13 protein-coding genes are annotated in these 14,832 nt (G+C 59.7%); all 13 read right to left on the reverse strand.

What is annotated here, in order from left to right:
* Position 1: 1 nt before the first annotated feature.
* The 13 genes from nuoJ to JIO00_RS10645 all read right to left on the reverse strand — a co-directional run bounded on the left by nuoJ (position 2) and on the right by JIO00_RS10645 (position 14,806).
* Complete coding sequence (gene nuoJ, locus JIO00_RS10585; protein WP_007905076.1) at positions 2 to 505, reverse strand: NADH-quinone oxidoreductase subunit J; 504 nt, start codon at positions 503 to 505, stop codon at positions 2 to 4.
* A gap of 9 nt (positions 506 to 514) precedes the next feature.
* Entirely contained in the window at positions 515 to 1,060 is a 546-nt protein-coding gene (nuoI, locus tag JIO00_RS10590) for an NADH-quinone oxidoreductase subunit NuoI (RefSeq protein ID WP_007905075.1), read from the reverse strand.
* 12 nt (positions 1,061 to 1,072) lie between these two features.
* Entirely contained in the window at positions 1,073 to 2,080 is a 1,008-nt protein-coding gene (nuoH, locus tag JIO00_RS10595) for an NADH-quinone oxidoreductase subunit NuoH (protein WP_008146046.1), read from the reverse strand.
* A complete protein-coding gene (gene nuoG, locus JIO00_RS10600) occupies positions 2,077 to 4,791 on the reverse strand; it encodes an NADH-quinone oxidoreductase subunit NuoG (protein WP_010458861.1) in 2,715 nt (904 codons plus the stop codon). The genes nuoH and nuoG overlap by 4 nt, the downstream gene beginning before the upstream one ends.
* 137 nt (positions 4,792 to 4,928) lie before the next feature.
* Complete coding sequence (nuoF, locus tag JIO00_RS10605; RefSeq protein WP_010458862.1) at positions 4,929 to 6,284, reverse strand: NADH-quinone oxidoreductase subunit NuoF; 1,356 nt, start codon at positions 6,282 to 6,284, stop codon at positions 4,929 to 4,931.
* On the reverse strand, positions 6,281 to 6,778 hold the full coding sequence (gene nuoE, locus JIO00_RS10610; protein WP_007946422.1) for an NADH-quinone oxidoreductase subunit NuoE: 498 nt from the start codon (positions 6,776 to 6,778) through the stop codon (positions 6,281 to 6,283). Before nuoE ends, nuoF begins: the two co-directional genes overlap by 4 nt.
* Positions 6,779 to 6,780: 2 nt before the next feature.
* Complete coding sequence (gene nuoC / locus JIO00_RS10615; protein ID WP_010458865.1) at positions 6,781 to 8,565, reverse strand: NADH-quinone oxidoreductase subunit C/D; 1,785 nt, start codon at positions 8,563 to 8,565, stop codon at positions 6,781 to 6,783.
* 72 nt (positions 8,566 to 8,637) lie between these two features.
* The gene (locus tag JIO00_RS10620) at positions 8,638 to 9,312 is read right to left on the reverse strand and encodes a NuoB/complex I 20 kDa subunit family protein (RefSeq protein WP_010458867.1); all 675 of its coding nucleotides are present in this window, start codon (positions 9,310 to 9,312) and stop codon (positions 8,638 to 8,640) included.
* Positions 9,313 to 9,322: 10 nt separating this feature from the next.
* The gene (locus tag JIO00_RS10625) at positions 9,323 to 9,736 is read right to left on the reverse strand and encodes an NADH-quinone oxidoreductase subunit A (protein ID WP_003223812.1); all 414 of its coding nucleotides are present in this window, start codon (positions 9,734 to 9,736) and stop codon (positions 9,323 to 9,325) included.
* A 642-nt stretch (positions 9,737 to 10,378) separates the two neighbouring features.
* On the reverse strand, positions 10,379 to 11,704 hold the full coding sequence (aceA, locus tag JIO00_RS10630) for an isocitrate lyase (RefSeq protein WP_010458877.1): 1,326 nt from the start codon (positions 11,702 to 11,704) through the stop codon (positions 10,379 to 10,381).
* A gap of 500 nt (positions 11,705 to 12,204) precedes the next feature.
* Entirely contained in the window at positions 12,205 to 12,966 is a 762-nt protein-coding gene (locus tag JIO00_RS10635; protein ID WP_102595125.1) for a secretin N-terminal domain-containing protein, read from the reverse strand.
* Between the two features lie 252 nt (positions 12,967 to 13,218).
* On the reverse strand, positions 13,219 to 13,644 hold the full coding sequence (locus tag JIO00_RS10640) for a GNAT family N-acetyltransferase (RefSeq protein ID WP_083377166.1): 426 nt from the start codon (positions 13,642 to 13,644) through the stop codon (positions 13,219 to 13,221).
* Complete coding sequence (locus tag JIO00_RS10645; protein ID WP_010458883.1) at positions 13,637 to 14,806, reverse strand: ribosomal protein uL16 3-hydroxylase; 1,170 nt, start codon at positions 14,804 to 14,806, stop codon at positions 13,637 to 13,639. The genes JIO00_RS10640 and JIO00_RS10645 overlap by 8 nt, the downstream gene beginning before the upstream one ends.
* Positions 14,807 to 14,832 lie beyond the last annotated feature (26 nt).

The following is a 14,832-nucleotide window of genomic DNA, read 5'->3' on the forward strand; positions in this document are numbered from 1 at the left end:
GTCATTGCTCCTTGGCTTCGTTGCGGCCCAAGTGGAACGCCGTGACGGCTGCGGCAAGCAGCAGCATCGAGGCGAGTTCGACCACCAGCAGATAAGGACCGAACAGGCTGATGCCCACGGCCTTGGCGTCTACGGTGGTGTGGCCGATGGCCTGGCCGCTGGCGTCGCTGAACAGTACGTACAACAGTTCAACCAGCAGCAGGGTGCCGAGGGCGACCGGTCCGAGCCAGATGCCGGGCTTGAGCCAGACGCGCTCTTGCTGAACCGAGGCCGGGCCCAGGTTCAGCATCATCACCACGAACACGAACAGCACCATGATGGCGCCAGCGTAGGCGATCACTTCCAGCACACCGGCAAACGGTGCGCCGAGGGCGAAGAACGTCATGGCCACGGCGATCAGCGAAATGATCAGGTAGAGCAGGGCGTGCACAGGGTTAGTGTTGGTGATCACGCGAAGCGTGGACACCACAGCGATACCCGATGCGAAATAGAAAGCGAATTCCATCTTTCTTCCTTAAGGCAGCAAGCTCTTCACGTTGATCGGCTGGGCTTCATTCTGCGCGGAGCCTTTAGGCTTCCCGGCAATCGCCATACCTGCAACACGATAGAAGTTGTAATCAGGGTTTTTGCCGGGGCCGGAGATCAGCAGATCTTCTTTCTCGTAAACCAGGTCCTGACGTTTGAACTCGGCCATCTCGAAATCCGGTGTCAGCTGGATCGCGGTGGTCGGGCAGGCTTCCTCGCAGAGGCCGCAGAAAATGCAGCGCGAGAAGTTGATGCGGAAGAAGTCCGGGTACCAGCGACCGTCTTCGGTTTCAGCTTTCTGCAGCGAGATGCAGCCAACCGGGCACGCCACGGCGCACAGGTTGCAGGCGACACAACGCTCTTCGCCATCAGGGTCGCGGGTCAGGACGATACGGCCACGAAAGCGCGGCGGCAGGTACACGGCTTCTTCCGGGTACTGCAGCGTGTCGCGCTTGCGGAAGGCATGGCCGAAGATCATCACCAGGCTGCGAAGCTGGGTGAAGAAGCCATGCACGATGTCAAATATGTACTTCATGATTCTCTATCCTCACTGAGCCGCGACGGCGGGCGTGTTGAGCAACACGATCGCAGCGGTCACCAGCATGTTGACGAGGGTCAGCGGCAGGCAGAACTTCCAGCTGAAATCCATCACTTGGTCATACCGTGGGCGCGGGATCGAGGCGCGCAGCAGGATGAAGAACATGATGAAGAACGCGGTTTTGAGCGCGAACCAGATGAACGGGATCTGCGGCAGAATGCCGAACGGACCGTGCCAGCCACCGAAGAACAAGGTCACCAGCAGCGCCGAAATCAACACGATGCCGATGTACTCGCCGACGAAGAACATGCCCCATTTCATGCCGGCATATTCAATGTGGTAACCGTCGGCCAGTTCCTGCTCCGCTTCCGGCTGGTCGAACGGGTGACGGTGAGTCACGGCGACGCCGGCGATGAAGAAGGTCAGGAAACCGAAGATCTGCGGAATCACGAACCACAGGTTCTGCGCCTGGTACTCAACGATGTCGCGCATGTTGAACGAGCCGACCTGGATCACGATGCCCATCAGCGACAGGCCCATGAACACTTCGTACGACACGGTCTGTGCCGAGGCCCGCAAGCTGCCCAGCAGGGCGAACTTGTTGTTACTGGACCAGCCGGCGAACAGCACCGCGTAGACCGACAGACCGGCCATGGCGAAGAAGAACAGGATGCCGATGTTGATGTCCGCCACACCCCAGGTCGGGGTGATCGGGATGATCGCGAAGGCAATCAGCAAGGCGCTCATGGCCACGACCGGTGCCAGGGTGAAGATCACCTTGTCGGCGAACGGTGGCGTCCAGTCTTCCTTGAAGAACATCTTGATCATGTCGGCTGCAATCTGGAATGCGCCGAACGGGCCGACGCGGTTCGGACCGTAACGGTCCTGCCAGAGGGCGAGCAGACGACGCTCGACCCAGCTCAGCAGCGCGCCGCACACCACCACGGCGAGCAGAATCACGATGGCCTTGAGGACCGCGATGATCACGTCAATCACTTCAGGCGTGAACCAGGTCATTGAGCTGCCTCCTGCAGACCGTCAACGGTTTTGCCAAAGATCGCTGGCGGAATGCCGGCGATACCGGCCGGCAGTGCGACCAGACCGGCACCCAGCTCTTCGTTGATGCGCAGCGGCAGACGCAAGGTCTGGCCAGCCACGTTCAAGCTGAGCAGGGCGCCGTCATTGACACCCAGGCGATCGGCTTCGGATTTGGCCAGCGACACATAAGCGGCCGGGATGCGTTCCTGAACCGGCGCGGCTTTGGAAGAGGTCTCTTCGCTGCCGAACAGGTGGAAGAACGGCACAACCTGCCAGGTGCCCGGCGCCGGGTTGAATGCACGTGGAACAGCCGCGAACCAGTTCAGCGAATCACCGGTGCTTTCGATCAGGCGGGTGCCTGGGTCGCCAGCGCGGATGTGACCACCGACTTCGTCCTGGAACTTGTTCCAGGCTTGCGGCGAGTTCCAGCCCGGAGACCAGGCGAATGGCACTTGCTGACGCGGTTCGACCGAGCCCGAGTAACCTTCCATGGAGAAGGAGAACGCGGTGTCGATGTCCTGGGAAGTACGCGGTTCGTGCACGCTGATGTCGGCGCGCATGGCGGTACGGCCGGAGTAACGCAGCGGTTCGCGAGCCAGTTTCAGGCCTTTGATACGGAACGCGGCGGACGGCGCAGCGTCGACGATGCCCGCCAGTTGCGGTGTGCTGGCGGCGACGGCGGCGGTGACGTGGTCCAGTTGGGTCCAGTCGATCGGCTGGTTCAACAGGGTGGCGCGCAGGGCATGCAGCCAGCGCCAGCCTTCGTGAACCAGGATGCTCGCGTCGAGGTAAGTCGGGTCGAACACCTGGAAGAAGCGCTGGGCGCGACCTTCCTGGCTGACCAACGTACCGTCGCCTTCAGCGAAGCTGGCAGCCGGCAGAACCAGATGCGCGCGATCGCTGGTGGCGGTTTTCTGATGGTCTGCAACGATCACCACTTTCGCGGCGGTCAGGGCAGCATCAACCTTGGCTTTGTCGGTGCGGGTGTACAGATCGTTTTCCAGCACGACGACGGCGTCGGCCTTGCCGTCGATCACCGCTTGCAGCGCTGCATCGACCGAGTCACCACCGAGCATGGCCAGGCCGAGGCTGTTGGCCTCTGGCACGATCAGGCTGATGGAGCCGTTCTTCTCGCGCAGCTTCAAGGCTTTGGCGATGTTGGCGGCGGCTTCGATCAGGGCTTTGGAGCCCAGGGAAGTGCCGGCAATGATCAGCGGGCGCTTGGCCGCGAGCAGGGCGTCGGCGATGCGCTTGGCCAGTTCGAGGGCTTCAGCATCGAGGCCTTCAACCGCCGGGGCGCTGGCGTCGAGGGCGTGAGCCACGGCGAAACCGATGCGCGCCAGGTCGTCTGGAGCGGCGTGAACGCATTCTTCAGCGATGTCGTCGAGCTTGGTTTCAGCCAGGCTGGCGATGAACAGCGGGTTCAGCGCGTGCTGACCGATGTTCTTCACTGCCGCGTCGAGCCAAGGCTGAACGCGCATGGCATCGGCCATGTCTTCGGCTTTGCCTTTGACCGATTGACGCAGGGACAGGGCCATACGTGCAGCGGTCTGGGTCAGGTCTTCGCCGAGGACGAAAATCGCATCGTGATCTTCGATGTCGCGCATGTTCGGGATCGGCAGCGGGCTGTCTTTCAACACCTGCATGACCAGGCGAATGCGTTCCAGCTCGGCGGCTTCGATACCGGAGTAGAAGTGCTCGGCGCCGACCAGTTCGCGCAACGCGTAGTTGCTTTCGAGGCTGGCACGTGGCGAACCGATACCGACAATGTTGCGACCACGCAGCAGGTCGGCGGCTTTATCCAGCGCTTCGTCCAGGCCCAGCTTGGCGCCGTTGGCCAGCAATGGCTGACGCGGGCGGTCTTCGCGGTTGACGTAGCCATAGCCGAAACGGCCACGGTCGCACAGGAAGTACTGGTTGACCGAACCGTTGAAGCGGTTTTCGATACGACGCAGTTCACCGTAGCGCTCGCCCGGGGAGATGTTGCAACCGCTGGAGCAGCCATGGCAGATGCTCGGCGAGAACTGCATGTCCCACTTGCGGTTGTAGCGCTCGGAGTGAGTCTTGTCGGTGAACACACCGGTCGGGCAGACCTCGGTGAGGTTGCCGGAGAACTCGCTTTCCAGGGTGCCGTCTTCAACGCGACCGAAGTACACGTTGTCGTGGGCGCCGAACACACCGAGGTCGGTGCCGCCGGCGTAATCCTTATAGAAGCGCACGCAGCGGTAGCAGGCGATGCAGCGGTTCATCTCGTGGGAAATGAACGGGCCCAGTTGCTGGTTCTGGTGAGTGCGCTTGGTGAAGCGATAACGGCGCTCGTTGTGGCCGGTCATCACGGTCATGTCTTGCAGGTGGCAGTGACCGCCTTCTTCACAGACCGGGCAGTCGTGAGGGTGGTTGGTCATCAGCCATTCGACGACGCTGGCGCGAAACACTTTCGCTTCTTCGTCGTCGATGGAGATCCAGCTGCCGTCGGTGGCGGGGGTCATGCAGGACATGACGATCCGACCACGCTTGTCGTTCTCGTCGGTGTACTGCTTGACCGCGCACTGGCGGCAAGCGCCAACGCTGCCTAGGGCTGGGTGCCAGCAGAAATAAGGGATATCGAGGCCTAGCGACAGACATGCCTGTAACAGGTTGTCTGCCCCATCGACTTCGAGCTCTTTGCCGTCTACGTGGATAGTGGCCATGGTTCAAAGTTCTTCGTTGGCCCGGTGTCAGCGGGCGTGGCTAATGGAATCTTGTTATTCGCGTGAATCAACACAGCCGTTTACGGCGTCATCACACGACAAAGCGAAGGGCACGGACCCTTCGCTTTTTTAAGCGTTTACGCGCCGACTACGATCGGCCTTGCCAGAGGCGGGACGACGGCGCTGGTGGGCGCGATGCCGGCTTCGAACTCGTGGCGGAAGTATTTGATTGCGCTGCCCAACGGCTCCACGGCGCCCGGTGCGTGAGCACAGAAGGTCTTGCCTGGGCCGAGGAAACCGACCAGACCCAGCAGGGTCTCGATATCGCCGGCTTGCCCTTCACCGTTTTCGATGGCGCGCAGAAGCTTGACGCTCCACGGCAAACCGTCACGGCACGGGGTGCAGAAACCGCACGACTCACGGGAGAAGAACTCTTCCATGTTGCGCAGCAGGGACACCATGTTGACGCTGTCGTCCACCGCCATGGCCAGGCCGGTACCCATACGGGTGCCCACTTTGGCGATGCCGCCGGCGTACATTTGTGCGTCCAGGTGTTCCGGCAACAGGAAACCGGTACCGGCGCCGCCTGGCTGCCAGCACTTGAGCTTGAAGCCATCGCGCATGCCGCCGGCGTAGTCTTCGAACAACTCGCGACCGGTGACGCCGAACGGCAATTCCCACAGGCCCGGGTTCTTGACCTTGCCGGAGAAGCCCATGAGCTTGGTGCCCATGTCTTCGCTGCCTTCGCGGGCCAACGATTTGTACCAGTCCACGCCGTCGGCAATGATCGCCGGCACGTTGCACAGGGTTTCAACGTTGTTCACGCAAGTTGGCTTGCCCCACACGCCAACGGCCGCAGGGAAGGGCGGCTTGGAGCGCGGGTTGGCGCGACGGCCTTCCAGGGAGTTGATCAGTGCGGTTTCTTCACCGCAGATGTAACGCCCGGCGCCGGTGTGGACGAACAGCTCGAAATCGAAGCCGCTGCCCAGGATGTTCTTGCCCAGCAGACCGGCTGCCTTGGCTTCTTCCACGGCACGGTTGAGGTGCTTGGCGGCGGTGGTGTATTCGCCACGCAGGAAAATGTAGCCACGGTAGGTTTTCAGCGCGCGAGCACTGATCAGCATGCCTTCGATCAGCAGATGGGGCAGTTGCTCCATCAGCATGCGGTCTTTCCAGGTGTTCGGTTCCATCTCGTCCGCGTTGCACAGCAGGTAGCGGATGTTGATGGATTCGTCTTTGGGCATCAGGCCCCACTTCACGCCCGTGGGGAAGCCTGCACCGCCGCGACCTTTAAGGCCGGCGTCTTTCACGGTCTGGACGATGTCGTCCTGAGCCATGTCAGCGAACGCTTTGCGCGCTGCTGCGTAACCGTTCTTGGCCTGGTACTCGTCGAGCCAGACAGCTTCGCCGTCGTCGCGCAGACGCCAGGTCAGCGGGTGAGTCTCGGCCGAACGCTTGATGCGGTTGGCTGGACCGAAGGAAGTCAGGGTCATACGTAGCCCTCGAGCAATTTGGCAACGCCGGCAGGCTGCACATCGCCGAAAGTGTCGTCGTCGATCATCAACGCCGGCGCCTTGTCACAGTTGCCGAGGCAGCAGACCGGCAGCAGGGTGAAACGACCGTCGGCGGTGGTCTGACCCAGGCCGATACCCAGATTGCTCTGGATTTCGCTGACCACCGATTCATGGCCGCCGATGTAGCAGACCATGCTGTCGCAGACGCGAATGATGTGACGGCCGACCGGCTGACGGAAGATCTGGCTATAGAACGTCGCCACGCCTTCAACGTCGCTCGCCGGGATGCCGAGGATCTCGCCGATGGCGTAGAGCGCGCCGTCAGGCACCCAGCCACGTTCCTTCTGGACGATCTTCAGGGCTTCGATCGACGCCGCGCGCGGGTCTTCGTAGTGATGCAGCTCGTGCTCGATGGCCGAGCGCTCGGTTTCACTCAAGGTGAAACGGTCTGTCTGGATAAGCGTGCTGTTCATGCTTAGCGGTCCACGTCGGCCATAACGAAATCGATACTACCCAGGTACGCGATCAAGTCCGCGACCATGCTGCCTTTGATCACCGAAGGGATCTGCTGCAGGTGCGGGAAGCTTGGGGTGCGAATCCGGGTGCGGTAGCTCATGGTGCCGCCATCGCTCGTCAGGTAATAACTGTTGATGCCCTTGGTCGCTTCGATCATCTGGAAGGATTCGTTGGCCGGCATGACCGGGCCCCACGAAACTTGCAGGAAGTGCGTGATCAGGGTCTCGATGTGCTGCAGCGTGCGTTCTTTCGGTGGCGGCGTGGTCAGCGGGTGATCCGCCTTGTACGGGCCTTCCGGCATGTTGCGCATGCACTGCTCGATGATCTTGATGCTCTGGCGCATTTCTTCGACGCGCACGATGCAACGATCGTAGGCATCGCCATTGACGGCCAGCGGCACTTCGAATTCGAAGTTCTCGTAACCGGAGTACGGGCGCGCTTTGCGCAGGTCGAAGTCGCAACCGGTCGAACGCAAGCCTGCACCAGTGACGCCCCATTCGAAGGCTTCTTTGGTGTTGTAGGCGGCGACACCGATGGTCCGGCCTTTGAGGATGCTGTTGTCCAGCGCGGCTTTCTGGTATTCGTCCAGGCGCTTTGGCATCCACTCGACGAAGTCTTTCACCAGTTTTTCCCAGCCGCGTGGCAGGTCGTGAGCGACGCCGCCGATGCGGTACCAGGCCGGGTGCAGACGGAAACCGGTAATGGCTTCGATCACCGTGTACGCCTTCTGACGGTCGGTGAACGTGAAGAACACCGGGGTCATGGCGCCGACGTCCTGGATGTAAGTCCCCAGGAACAGCAGGTGGCTGGTGATCCGGAAGAACTCGGCCATCATGATGCGGATGACGTCGACCTTCTCGGGCACCTTGATGCCGGCCAGCTTCTCGACCGAGAGCACGTACGGCAGGTTGTTCATCACGCCGCCGAGGTAGTCGATACGGTCGGTGTACGGAATGAAACTGTGCCAGGACTGACGCTCGGCCATCTTCTCGGCACCACGGTGGTGGTAACCGACGTCCGGCACGCAGTCGACGATCTCTTCACCGTCCAGCTGCAAGATGATGCGGAACGCACCGTGCGCAGAAGGGTGGTTAGGACCGAGGTTGAGGAACATGTAGTCCTCGTTCGCCCCGGAACGCTTCATGCCCCAGTCTTCAGGCTTGAAGCGCGCGGCTTCTTCCTCAAGCTGTTGCTTGGCCAGGGTCAGGCTGAACGGATCGAACTCGGTGGCACGGGCCGGGAAGTCCTTGCGCAGCGGGTGACCTTCCCAGGTCGGCGGCATCATGATGCGGGTCAGGTGCGGGTGACCGGCAAAGTTGATGCCGTACATGTCCCACACTTCACGCTCGTACCAGTTGGCGTTCGGCCAGATGCCGGTCACGGTCGGCACGCTAAGGTCGCTCTCGGACAAGGCGACCTTGATCATGACGTCACTATTACGTTCGATCGACATCAAGTGATAGAACACTGTGAAGTCGGCGCCGCTTGGCAGCCCTTGACGCTTGGTGCGCAGACGCTCGTCCACGCCGTGCAGGTCATAGAGCATGACGTACGGCTTGGGCAGGTTACGCAGGAAGGTCAGGACTTCGACGAGTTTGGCACGGGCAACCCAAAGCACCGGCATGCCGGTGCGGGTAGGCTGGGCGGTGAACGCCTCGGGGCCAAAACGGTTGTTCAGTTCGACGACCACATCCTGGTCGTCTGCCTTATAAGGCGGGATGTACAGAGCACTGCCTGTAGTCATGGTTATTTATCGCTTTCGGTCAACGTAAAGAATGAAGCCAGTTTCTCGTTCTATTAAAGAAGCAGAGCTGGATCAGACTTCGTCGGGGCTGCGCAGGTTGGTGACTGCGATTCGCTGTTCGCGGCGCTGTTCCTTTTGCGAAGGCATCTCGGCGCGGTACACGCCTTGATCACCGACGACCCAGGAAAGCGGACGACGCTCCTGTCCAATCGACTCTTGCAAGAGCATCAAGCCTTGCAAAAAAGCTTCAGGGCGGGGCGGGCAGCCAGGCACGTAGACGTCCACGGGCAGGAACTTGTCCACCCCTTGAACGACGGAGTAGATGTCGTACATGCCACCGGAGTTGGCGCACGAACCCATGGAGATAACCCATTTAGGTTCGAGCATTTGCTCGTAGAGACGCTGAATGATCGGCGCCATCTTGATGAAGCAGGTACCAGCGATAACCATGAAATCCGCCTGACGCGGCGATGCCCGGATAACCTCGGCGCCAAAGCGCGCGATGTCGTGGGGCGCCGTGAAGGCGGTGGTCATTTCCACGTAGCAGCACGAAAGACCGAAGTTATACGGCCACAGGGAGTTCTTGCGCCCCCAGTTGACTGTGCCGTTAAGCACGTCTTCGAGCTTGCCCATGAAGATGTTTTTGTGGACTTGATCTTCTAACGGATCGGAAACGGTTTCCCGTTCGCCAATCGGATACTGCTCGTTAGGAGCATCGGGGTCGATCCTGGTGAGATTGTATTGCATTGCCAAAGCCTCATTGTTTCAGCTTCGCCTGCCGCTTGCGACGAGCTTCCGGAGCCCAGTCAAGGGCGCCCACTCGGAACAGGTAGACAAGACCTGCCAACAGAATTGCTATGAAAACGAGAGCTTCGACGAATCCGGTCCAGCCGCTTTCGCGGACGGACACAGACCAGGCAAAGAGAAAGAGGGCTTCGATATCGAAGATCACGAAGAGCATCGCGACCAGATAGAATTTGGCTGAGAGCCGCAAGCGGGCGCCACCTGTAGGTAGCATGCCTGACTCGAACGGTTCGTTTTTGCTGCGGCCCCAGGCTTTTGACCCGAGGAGGCTGGAGACGCCGAGCATGAAGGCGCAGAGGCCGACAACGCCCAGAAGGAAAATGGCAAAGCCCCAGTTGTGGGCCATGAGTCCTGTCGCTTCGGGCATGCTGGAAATCCTTAACAGAGAGCAAAGGTCTCTGAGCTTGAAAAAGAAACAACGCAGTGACGATATGTCGCAGCAATCAATCCCGCTGATTTTATGGCACAACACCGTGCAAGTAAAATTCCTATAGCGAAATTATTTACAGGAATAAGGACATAGCGCACCTCCAAAGCCATGCAGCCCATGCGTTGCGGGCATTAGCCGGGTTTTCATCAATATTGTTTTGTAGGGAATGTAACGAACATAGTTGTCGCCAAATGACAATCATTATTGTTTGCGATGGTTTTTAAACTGGTTATCCTGGTTGGGGCGGGGAAGTTGTCTTATATGCGCGTTACTACAAGTAGCGGGCGGGGTTGTTTTACCCTGCTTTCCTGATCTTGAAACTGCTCTGAATCAAGGTTTCTGGCTGCACGCGTTCCCCCGTAGGAGCGAGGCTTGCCCGCGAAGAATACGCCGCGGTGCTCCAGACTTACCGCGTCATCGTTCTTCGCGGGCAAGCCTCGCTCCTACGGGGGGGGGGGCGGTGGCGTTGCAAAAAATGCAGGCAAAAAAACGCCCCGAACCAGTCGGGGCGTCAGATGTGCGACGTTGCGGTTAGCTTTCTATTCGGTCCGCAACGGCCGTTTGCTCAGGCGAATCGGATCAGTGGAACTGTTCTTCTTCGGTCGAACCGGTCAGAGCGGTTACCGAAGACGTGCCACCTTGAATCACGGTGGTCATGTCGTCGAAGTAGCCGGTGCCCACTTCCTGCTGGTGAGCCACGAAGGTGTAGCCCTTCGAAGCGTCAGCGAACTCTTGCTCTTGCAGTTTCACGTAGGCAGTCATGTCGTTGCGGGCGTAGTCGTGCGCCAGGTTGAACATGCTGTGCCACATGTTGTGAATGCCGGCCAGGGTGATGAACTGGTGCTTGTAACCCATGGCGGACAGTTCGCGCTGGAACTTGGCGATGGTCGCGTCGTCCAGGTTTTTCTTCCAGTTGAAGGAAGGCGAGCAGTTGTACGACAGCAGTTGGTCCGGGTATTCCTTTTTGATCGCTTCAGCGAAACGACGCGCTTCGTCCAGGTCCGGCTTGGCGGTTTCGCACCAGATCAGGTCGGCATACGGAGCGTAAGCCAGGCCGCGAGCGATTGCCTGGTCCAGGCCGGCGCGTACTTTGTAGAAGCCTTCCTGAGTACGTTCGCCAGTCACGAACGGCTGGTCGTATGGGTCGCAATCGGAAGTCAGCAGGTCAGCCGCGTTAGCGTCGGTACGAGCCAAAATGATGGTCGGTGTGCCAGCAACGTCAGCTGCCAGACGAGCAGCGGTCAGCTTCTGTACAGCTTCCTGGGTAGGAACCAGTACCTTGCCGCCCATGTGGCCGCATTTTTTCACGGAAGCCAGTTGGTCTTCGAAGTGAACGCCGGCGGCGCCTGCTTCGATCATGCTCTTCATCAGCTCGTAAGCGTTCAGAACGCCGCCGAAACCGGCTTCAGCGTCAGCCACGATCGGTGCGAAGTAGTCGATGTAACCTTCGTCGCCCGGGCCTTTGCCGGCTTTCCACTGGATCTGGTCGGCACGACGGAACGAGTTGTTGATGCGCTTGACCACGGTTGGAACCGAGTCCACCGGGTACAGCGACTGGTCCGGGTACATCGATTCGGCGGAGTTGTTGTCCGCAGCAACCTGCCAGCCCGACAGGTAGATTGCCTGGATACCGGCTTTGACTTGTTGTACAGCCTGGCCGCCGGTCAGAGCGCCCATGCAGTTGACGAAATCTTTATCAGGACGGAAGGATGGCTTGGCGCCCTGGGTGACCAGGTTCCACAGCTTCTCGGCGCCCAGTTTTGCAAAGGTGTGCTCAGGTTGAACCGAGCCACGCAGGCGGACGACGTCAGCAGCGGAGTAAGCGCGTGTCACGCCTTTCCAGCGTGGGTTTTCAGCCCAATCTTTTTCGAGGGCTGCAATTTGCTGTTCGCGTGTCAGTGCCATGGAGATAAACCTCGTCGCATAGGTCTGTGTGGAAAATTCCTGCTCCTGCCAAGTACGCGATTCAATTGGGGGCGTAAGAGGCTGCTCGCTGACCAGAAGCTTAGGTGGTCAAGTCGGATTCGGCGGGATTGGCGACGGGATGAACGATGGGCTCGAGGGGAAGTGAGCAGGTAAGGGCGAACTGGCGAGCGCATTCGGGCGTCGTGGGCCTTGGTACGAACTTCAGTGTGGAGCCGGGTTACCTAATTACGCTTCCGTCCCTCGGGACAACTTCGTTCCAGTCGGCAACCTCGTCAAACACACCTTGTGGGCGGTACAGACACGAAGCGGCTCGCGGGGTAGATGCGAGCAGCGCCTCGAAGGCCCTTGCCAGGGCCCCTGATTAGCGGGAGCGAGGCCATCATGCCTTTGCTTTTTTGTATCGTCAAACGTTTTGTAGTGCTTTTTTTCGAGCACTACATCTTTGGTCTAATACGACTAATCAGTCAGTTTTCGGTGGTTTAGTCCAAAGTATCGACTTTCACCCGCAACGTCATGTCATCCCGGCCCTGAGTCGAGTAGCTGCGGGTCTGGCCCTGTTTATCGGCTTGGGTCTGACGGTTCACACCGGCCAGGGTGATCCACTCGCCCAAGCGTCCCGTGACAGTTGTGTCGGTACTTTGCACATTCACTACATCTGGACGTTCCTGGCTCATGCGGTCACGGTTGGTACTGATCGCCAGGTGAACGATGTCGCCGGTAACGCTGGCGGTGACGTAGAAGCCCTGAGTGACGTTGCGGTACTCGGTCTGGCTGCGCAGATCACCATAGGAATCGGTCTGAGTGCTGGTGAGCGGGACGCTTTGGCCGACCTGAATCAGCGCCGGTGTGCCTTCACTGGCCTGAATCTGCTGGATGCCGCCATCACGGCTGTCGGTGCTGCGATTGATGATGCGCGTCTGGCTCGGTTTGGCGCCGTTGACCGAGTAGCCCTCGTCGCCCTGGAAGTTGTTTTCGTTGGTGTCGACCGTGATCAGCAGGCGCTTTGCAGCAACGTCGAGTTGTGCGACAAGGGCCTTAAGTTCGTCGATCTTGCGCTGTTCTGCGTTGACAATCAGTTGGTTGCCGTAAGCGCTGACCTGGCCGTCCTTGCCGATGAAATCCTGTGCCATGGGTAGCATATCGGCGCTGGTGTGGTAATTCAGGGGCACGATCTCGGTGGCTGCCATGACTGAAAAACTGCACGTCAGCAGCAGCGTGGTGAGCAGGGTGCGTAGGGACATATCCGTTATCTCCGACATCTTGAAGTGTTGATATTGCCAGTTTGTCGGCCCGGCGTGGGGCAAGTTGAATCGTAGACAGCAAAACGCCCCGGCATCGGTCGATGGCGAGGCGTTTTGTGGTGTTCTGGTGGGCTTTTGTGGCGAGGGAGCTTGCTCCCGCTGGGCTGCACGGCAGCCCTAAAAATCTTGGGAACGCTTCGCGCCCCAGCGGGAGCAAGCTCCCTCGCCACAGTAATCTCCCATCACAGGGAATTAAGCGGAGTGCCGCACCATGTCCACATGCGGAATCCCGGCTTCCAGGAACTCCTCACTGACCAGGCTGAAGCCCAGGCGCTCATAGAACGCCGTGGCCTGGACCTGTGCGCTCAGCATCTGCTGCTTCAGATCGCGCTTCTCGGCTTCACCGATCACCGCTTGCATCAGCGCATCGCCGACTTTCAAACCGCGCCAGTCTTTCAGCACCGAGACCCGGCCAATGTGCCCGTCGGGCAGCAGGCGGGCGGTGCCAATCGGAAAGTCGCCTTCGAAGGCCAGGAAATGCACCGCCGTTGCGTCATCCGCATCCCATTCCAATTCTGGCGGAACGGATTGCTCGGCAATGAACACCGTCTCACGAATGCGCCGGATCTCGGCGTTGTCCTTTTGCCAGTCTGCGACACGAACGTGAATTTTATTCATCGGCAAACCCCAGGCTTCCTTGCTTGATCAGTTCGCACAGCAAGCCGCGGCTGTCTTCGTCGGTCAGCCACTCGCCCAGATTGTCGGCGTGCAGGGAGTCGGCAGCGCAGATCATTTTCAGCAGCTCACGCAGCTTGCCTGGCAGATAACGGCTCTGGCCGCTGGCGAACAACAACAGGTCGTCATCGACTTCGGACCAGGCCAGGCGTGCGCTCGGGTTGCGGATCAGTATTGCGCCTTGCTCCAGGCTGGCAAGCAGGTCGTCTTCTTCGATCTCTTCCGGGCCTACCACGAGTTCCGGGTAGCGCGGCTCGGTCATGTACTGGCCAAACCAGGTCAGCAGCAGGCGCTCGTCGCTCATGTGCTCGGCCAGCAAGGCTTTCAGGCGATCAAGGGCGTCGTGCTGAATCTGGTGCGGATCGACCGCCGGCAGGGCGTCGGCATCGGTGTAGCGCTCTTCATCGGTCAGGAACTGGCTGAGGAAGTCAGTGAAGTGAGTCAGCACTTCAGAAGCGCTCGGGGCGCGGAAGCCGACCGAGTAGGTCATGCAGTCATCAATCGCAACACCGCAGTGGGCCAGGCGCGGCGGCAGGTAGAGCATGTCGCCAGGTTCCAGGACCCACTCATCGGTGGCTTCGAAATCAGCGAGGATGCGCAGGTCCGCGTGTTGCAGCAACTTGCTCTCGGAATCGCACATCTGGCCGATTTTCCAGTTGCGCTTGCCGTGACCCTGCAGCAGGAACACATCGTAGTTATCGAAGTGCGGACCGACGCTGCCACCCGGGGCGGCGAAGCTGATCATCACGTCGTCGACGCGCCAGCTCGGCAGGAAGCGGAAGTTTTCCAGCAGCTCAGAAACTTCCGGAACGAACTGGTCAACCGCTTGAACCAGCAGGGTCCAGTCACGTTCCGGCAGTTTGCTGAATTCGTCTTCGGCGAACGGACCGCGACGCAATTCCCAAGGGCGCTCGCCGTTTTCGATTACCAGGCGCGATTCAACTTCTTCTTCCAGCGCCAGGCCAGCCAGTTCGTCGGCGTCAATCGGGCTTTCGAATTCAGGAATCGCCTGACGGATCAGCAGGGGTTTTTTCTGCCAGTAGTCGCGCAGGAATTCGCGCGCCGTGATGCCGCCCAGAAGTTGAAGAGGAATGTCAGGATTCATGTGTAACCTATTGAAAAAATGCACTT

It is taken from the genome of Pseudomonas sp. SW-3 (assembly GCF_016615645.1).
Lineage (GTDB): Bacteria > Pseudomonadota > Gammaproteobacteria > Pseudomonadales > Pseudomonadaceae > Aquipseudomonas > Aquipseudomonas mandelii.

Excerpts from the sequence above, each read along its gene's own strand:
- JIO00_RS10620 (WP_010458867.1), bottom strand. The coding sequence starts at position 9,312 with ATGCAATACAATCTCACCAGGATCGACCCCGATGCTCCTAACGAGCAG.
- nuoJ (WP_007905076.1), bottom strand. The coding sequence starts at position 505 with ATGGAATTCGCTTTCTATTTCGCATCGGGTATCGCTGTGGTGTCCACG.
- nuoC (WP_010458865.1), bottom strand. The coding sequence starts at position 8,565 with ATGACTACAGGCAGTGCTCTGTACATCCCGCCTTATAAGGCAGACGAC.
- nuoH (WP_008146046.1), bottom strand. The coding sequence starts at position 2,080 with ATGACCTGGTTCACGCCTGAAGTGATTGACGTGATCATCGCGGTCCTC.
- nuoI (WP_007905075.1), bottom strand. The coding sequence starts at position 1,060 with ATGAAGTACATATTTGACATCGTGCATGGCTTCTTCACCCAGCTTCGC.
- nuoF (WP_010458862.1), bottom strand. The coding sequence starts at position 6,284 with ATGACCCTGACTTCCTTCGGTCCAGCCAACCGCATCAAGCGTTCGGCC.
- JIO00_RS10625 (WP_003223812.1), bottom strand. The coding sequence starts at position 9,736 with ATGCCCGAAGCGACAGGACTCATGGCCCACAACTGGGGCTTTGCCATT.
- aceA (WP_010458877.1), bottom strand. The coding sequence starts at position 11,704 with ATGGCACTGACACGCGAACAGCAAATTGCAGCCCTCGAAAAAGATTGG.
- JIO00_RS10645 (WP_010458883.1), bottom strand. The coding sequence starts at position 14,806 with ATGAATCCTGACATTCCTCTTCAACTTCTGGGCGGCATCACGGCGCGC.
- nuoG (WP_010458861.1), bottom strand. The coding sequence starts at position 4,791 with ATGGCCACTATCCACGTAGACGGCAAAGAGCTCGAAGTCGATGGGGCA.
- JIO00_RS10640 (WP_083377166.1), bottom strand. The coding sequence starts at position 13,644 with ATGAATAAAATTCACGTTCGTGTCGCAGACTGGCAAAAGGACAACGCC.
- nuoE (WP_007946422.1), bottom strand. The coding sequence starts at position 6,778 with ATGAACAGCACGCTTATCCAGACAGACCGTTTCACCTTGAGTGAAACC.
- JIO00_RS10635 (WP_102595125.1), bottom strand. The coding sequence starts at position 12,966 with ATGTCCCTACGCACCCTGCTCACCACGCTGCTGCTGACGTGCAGTTTT.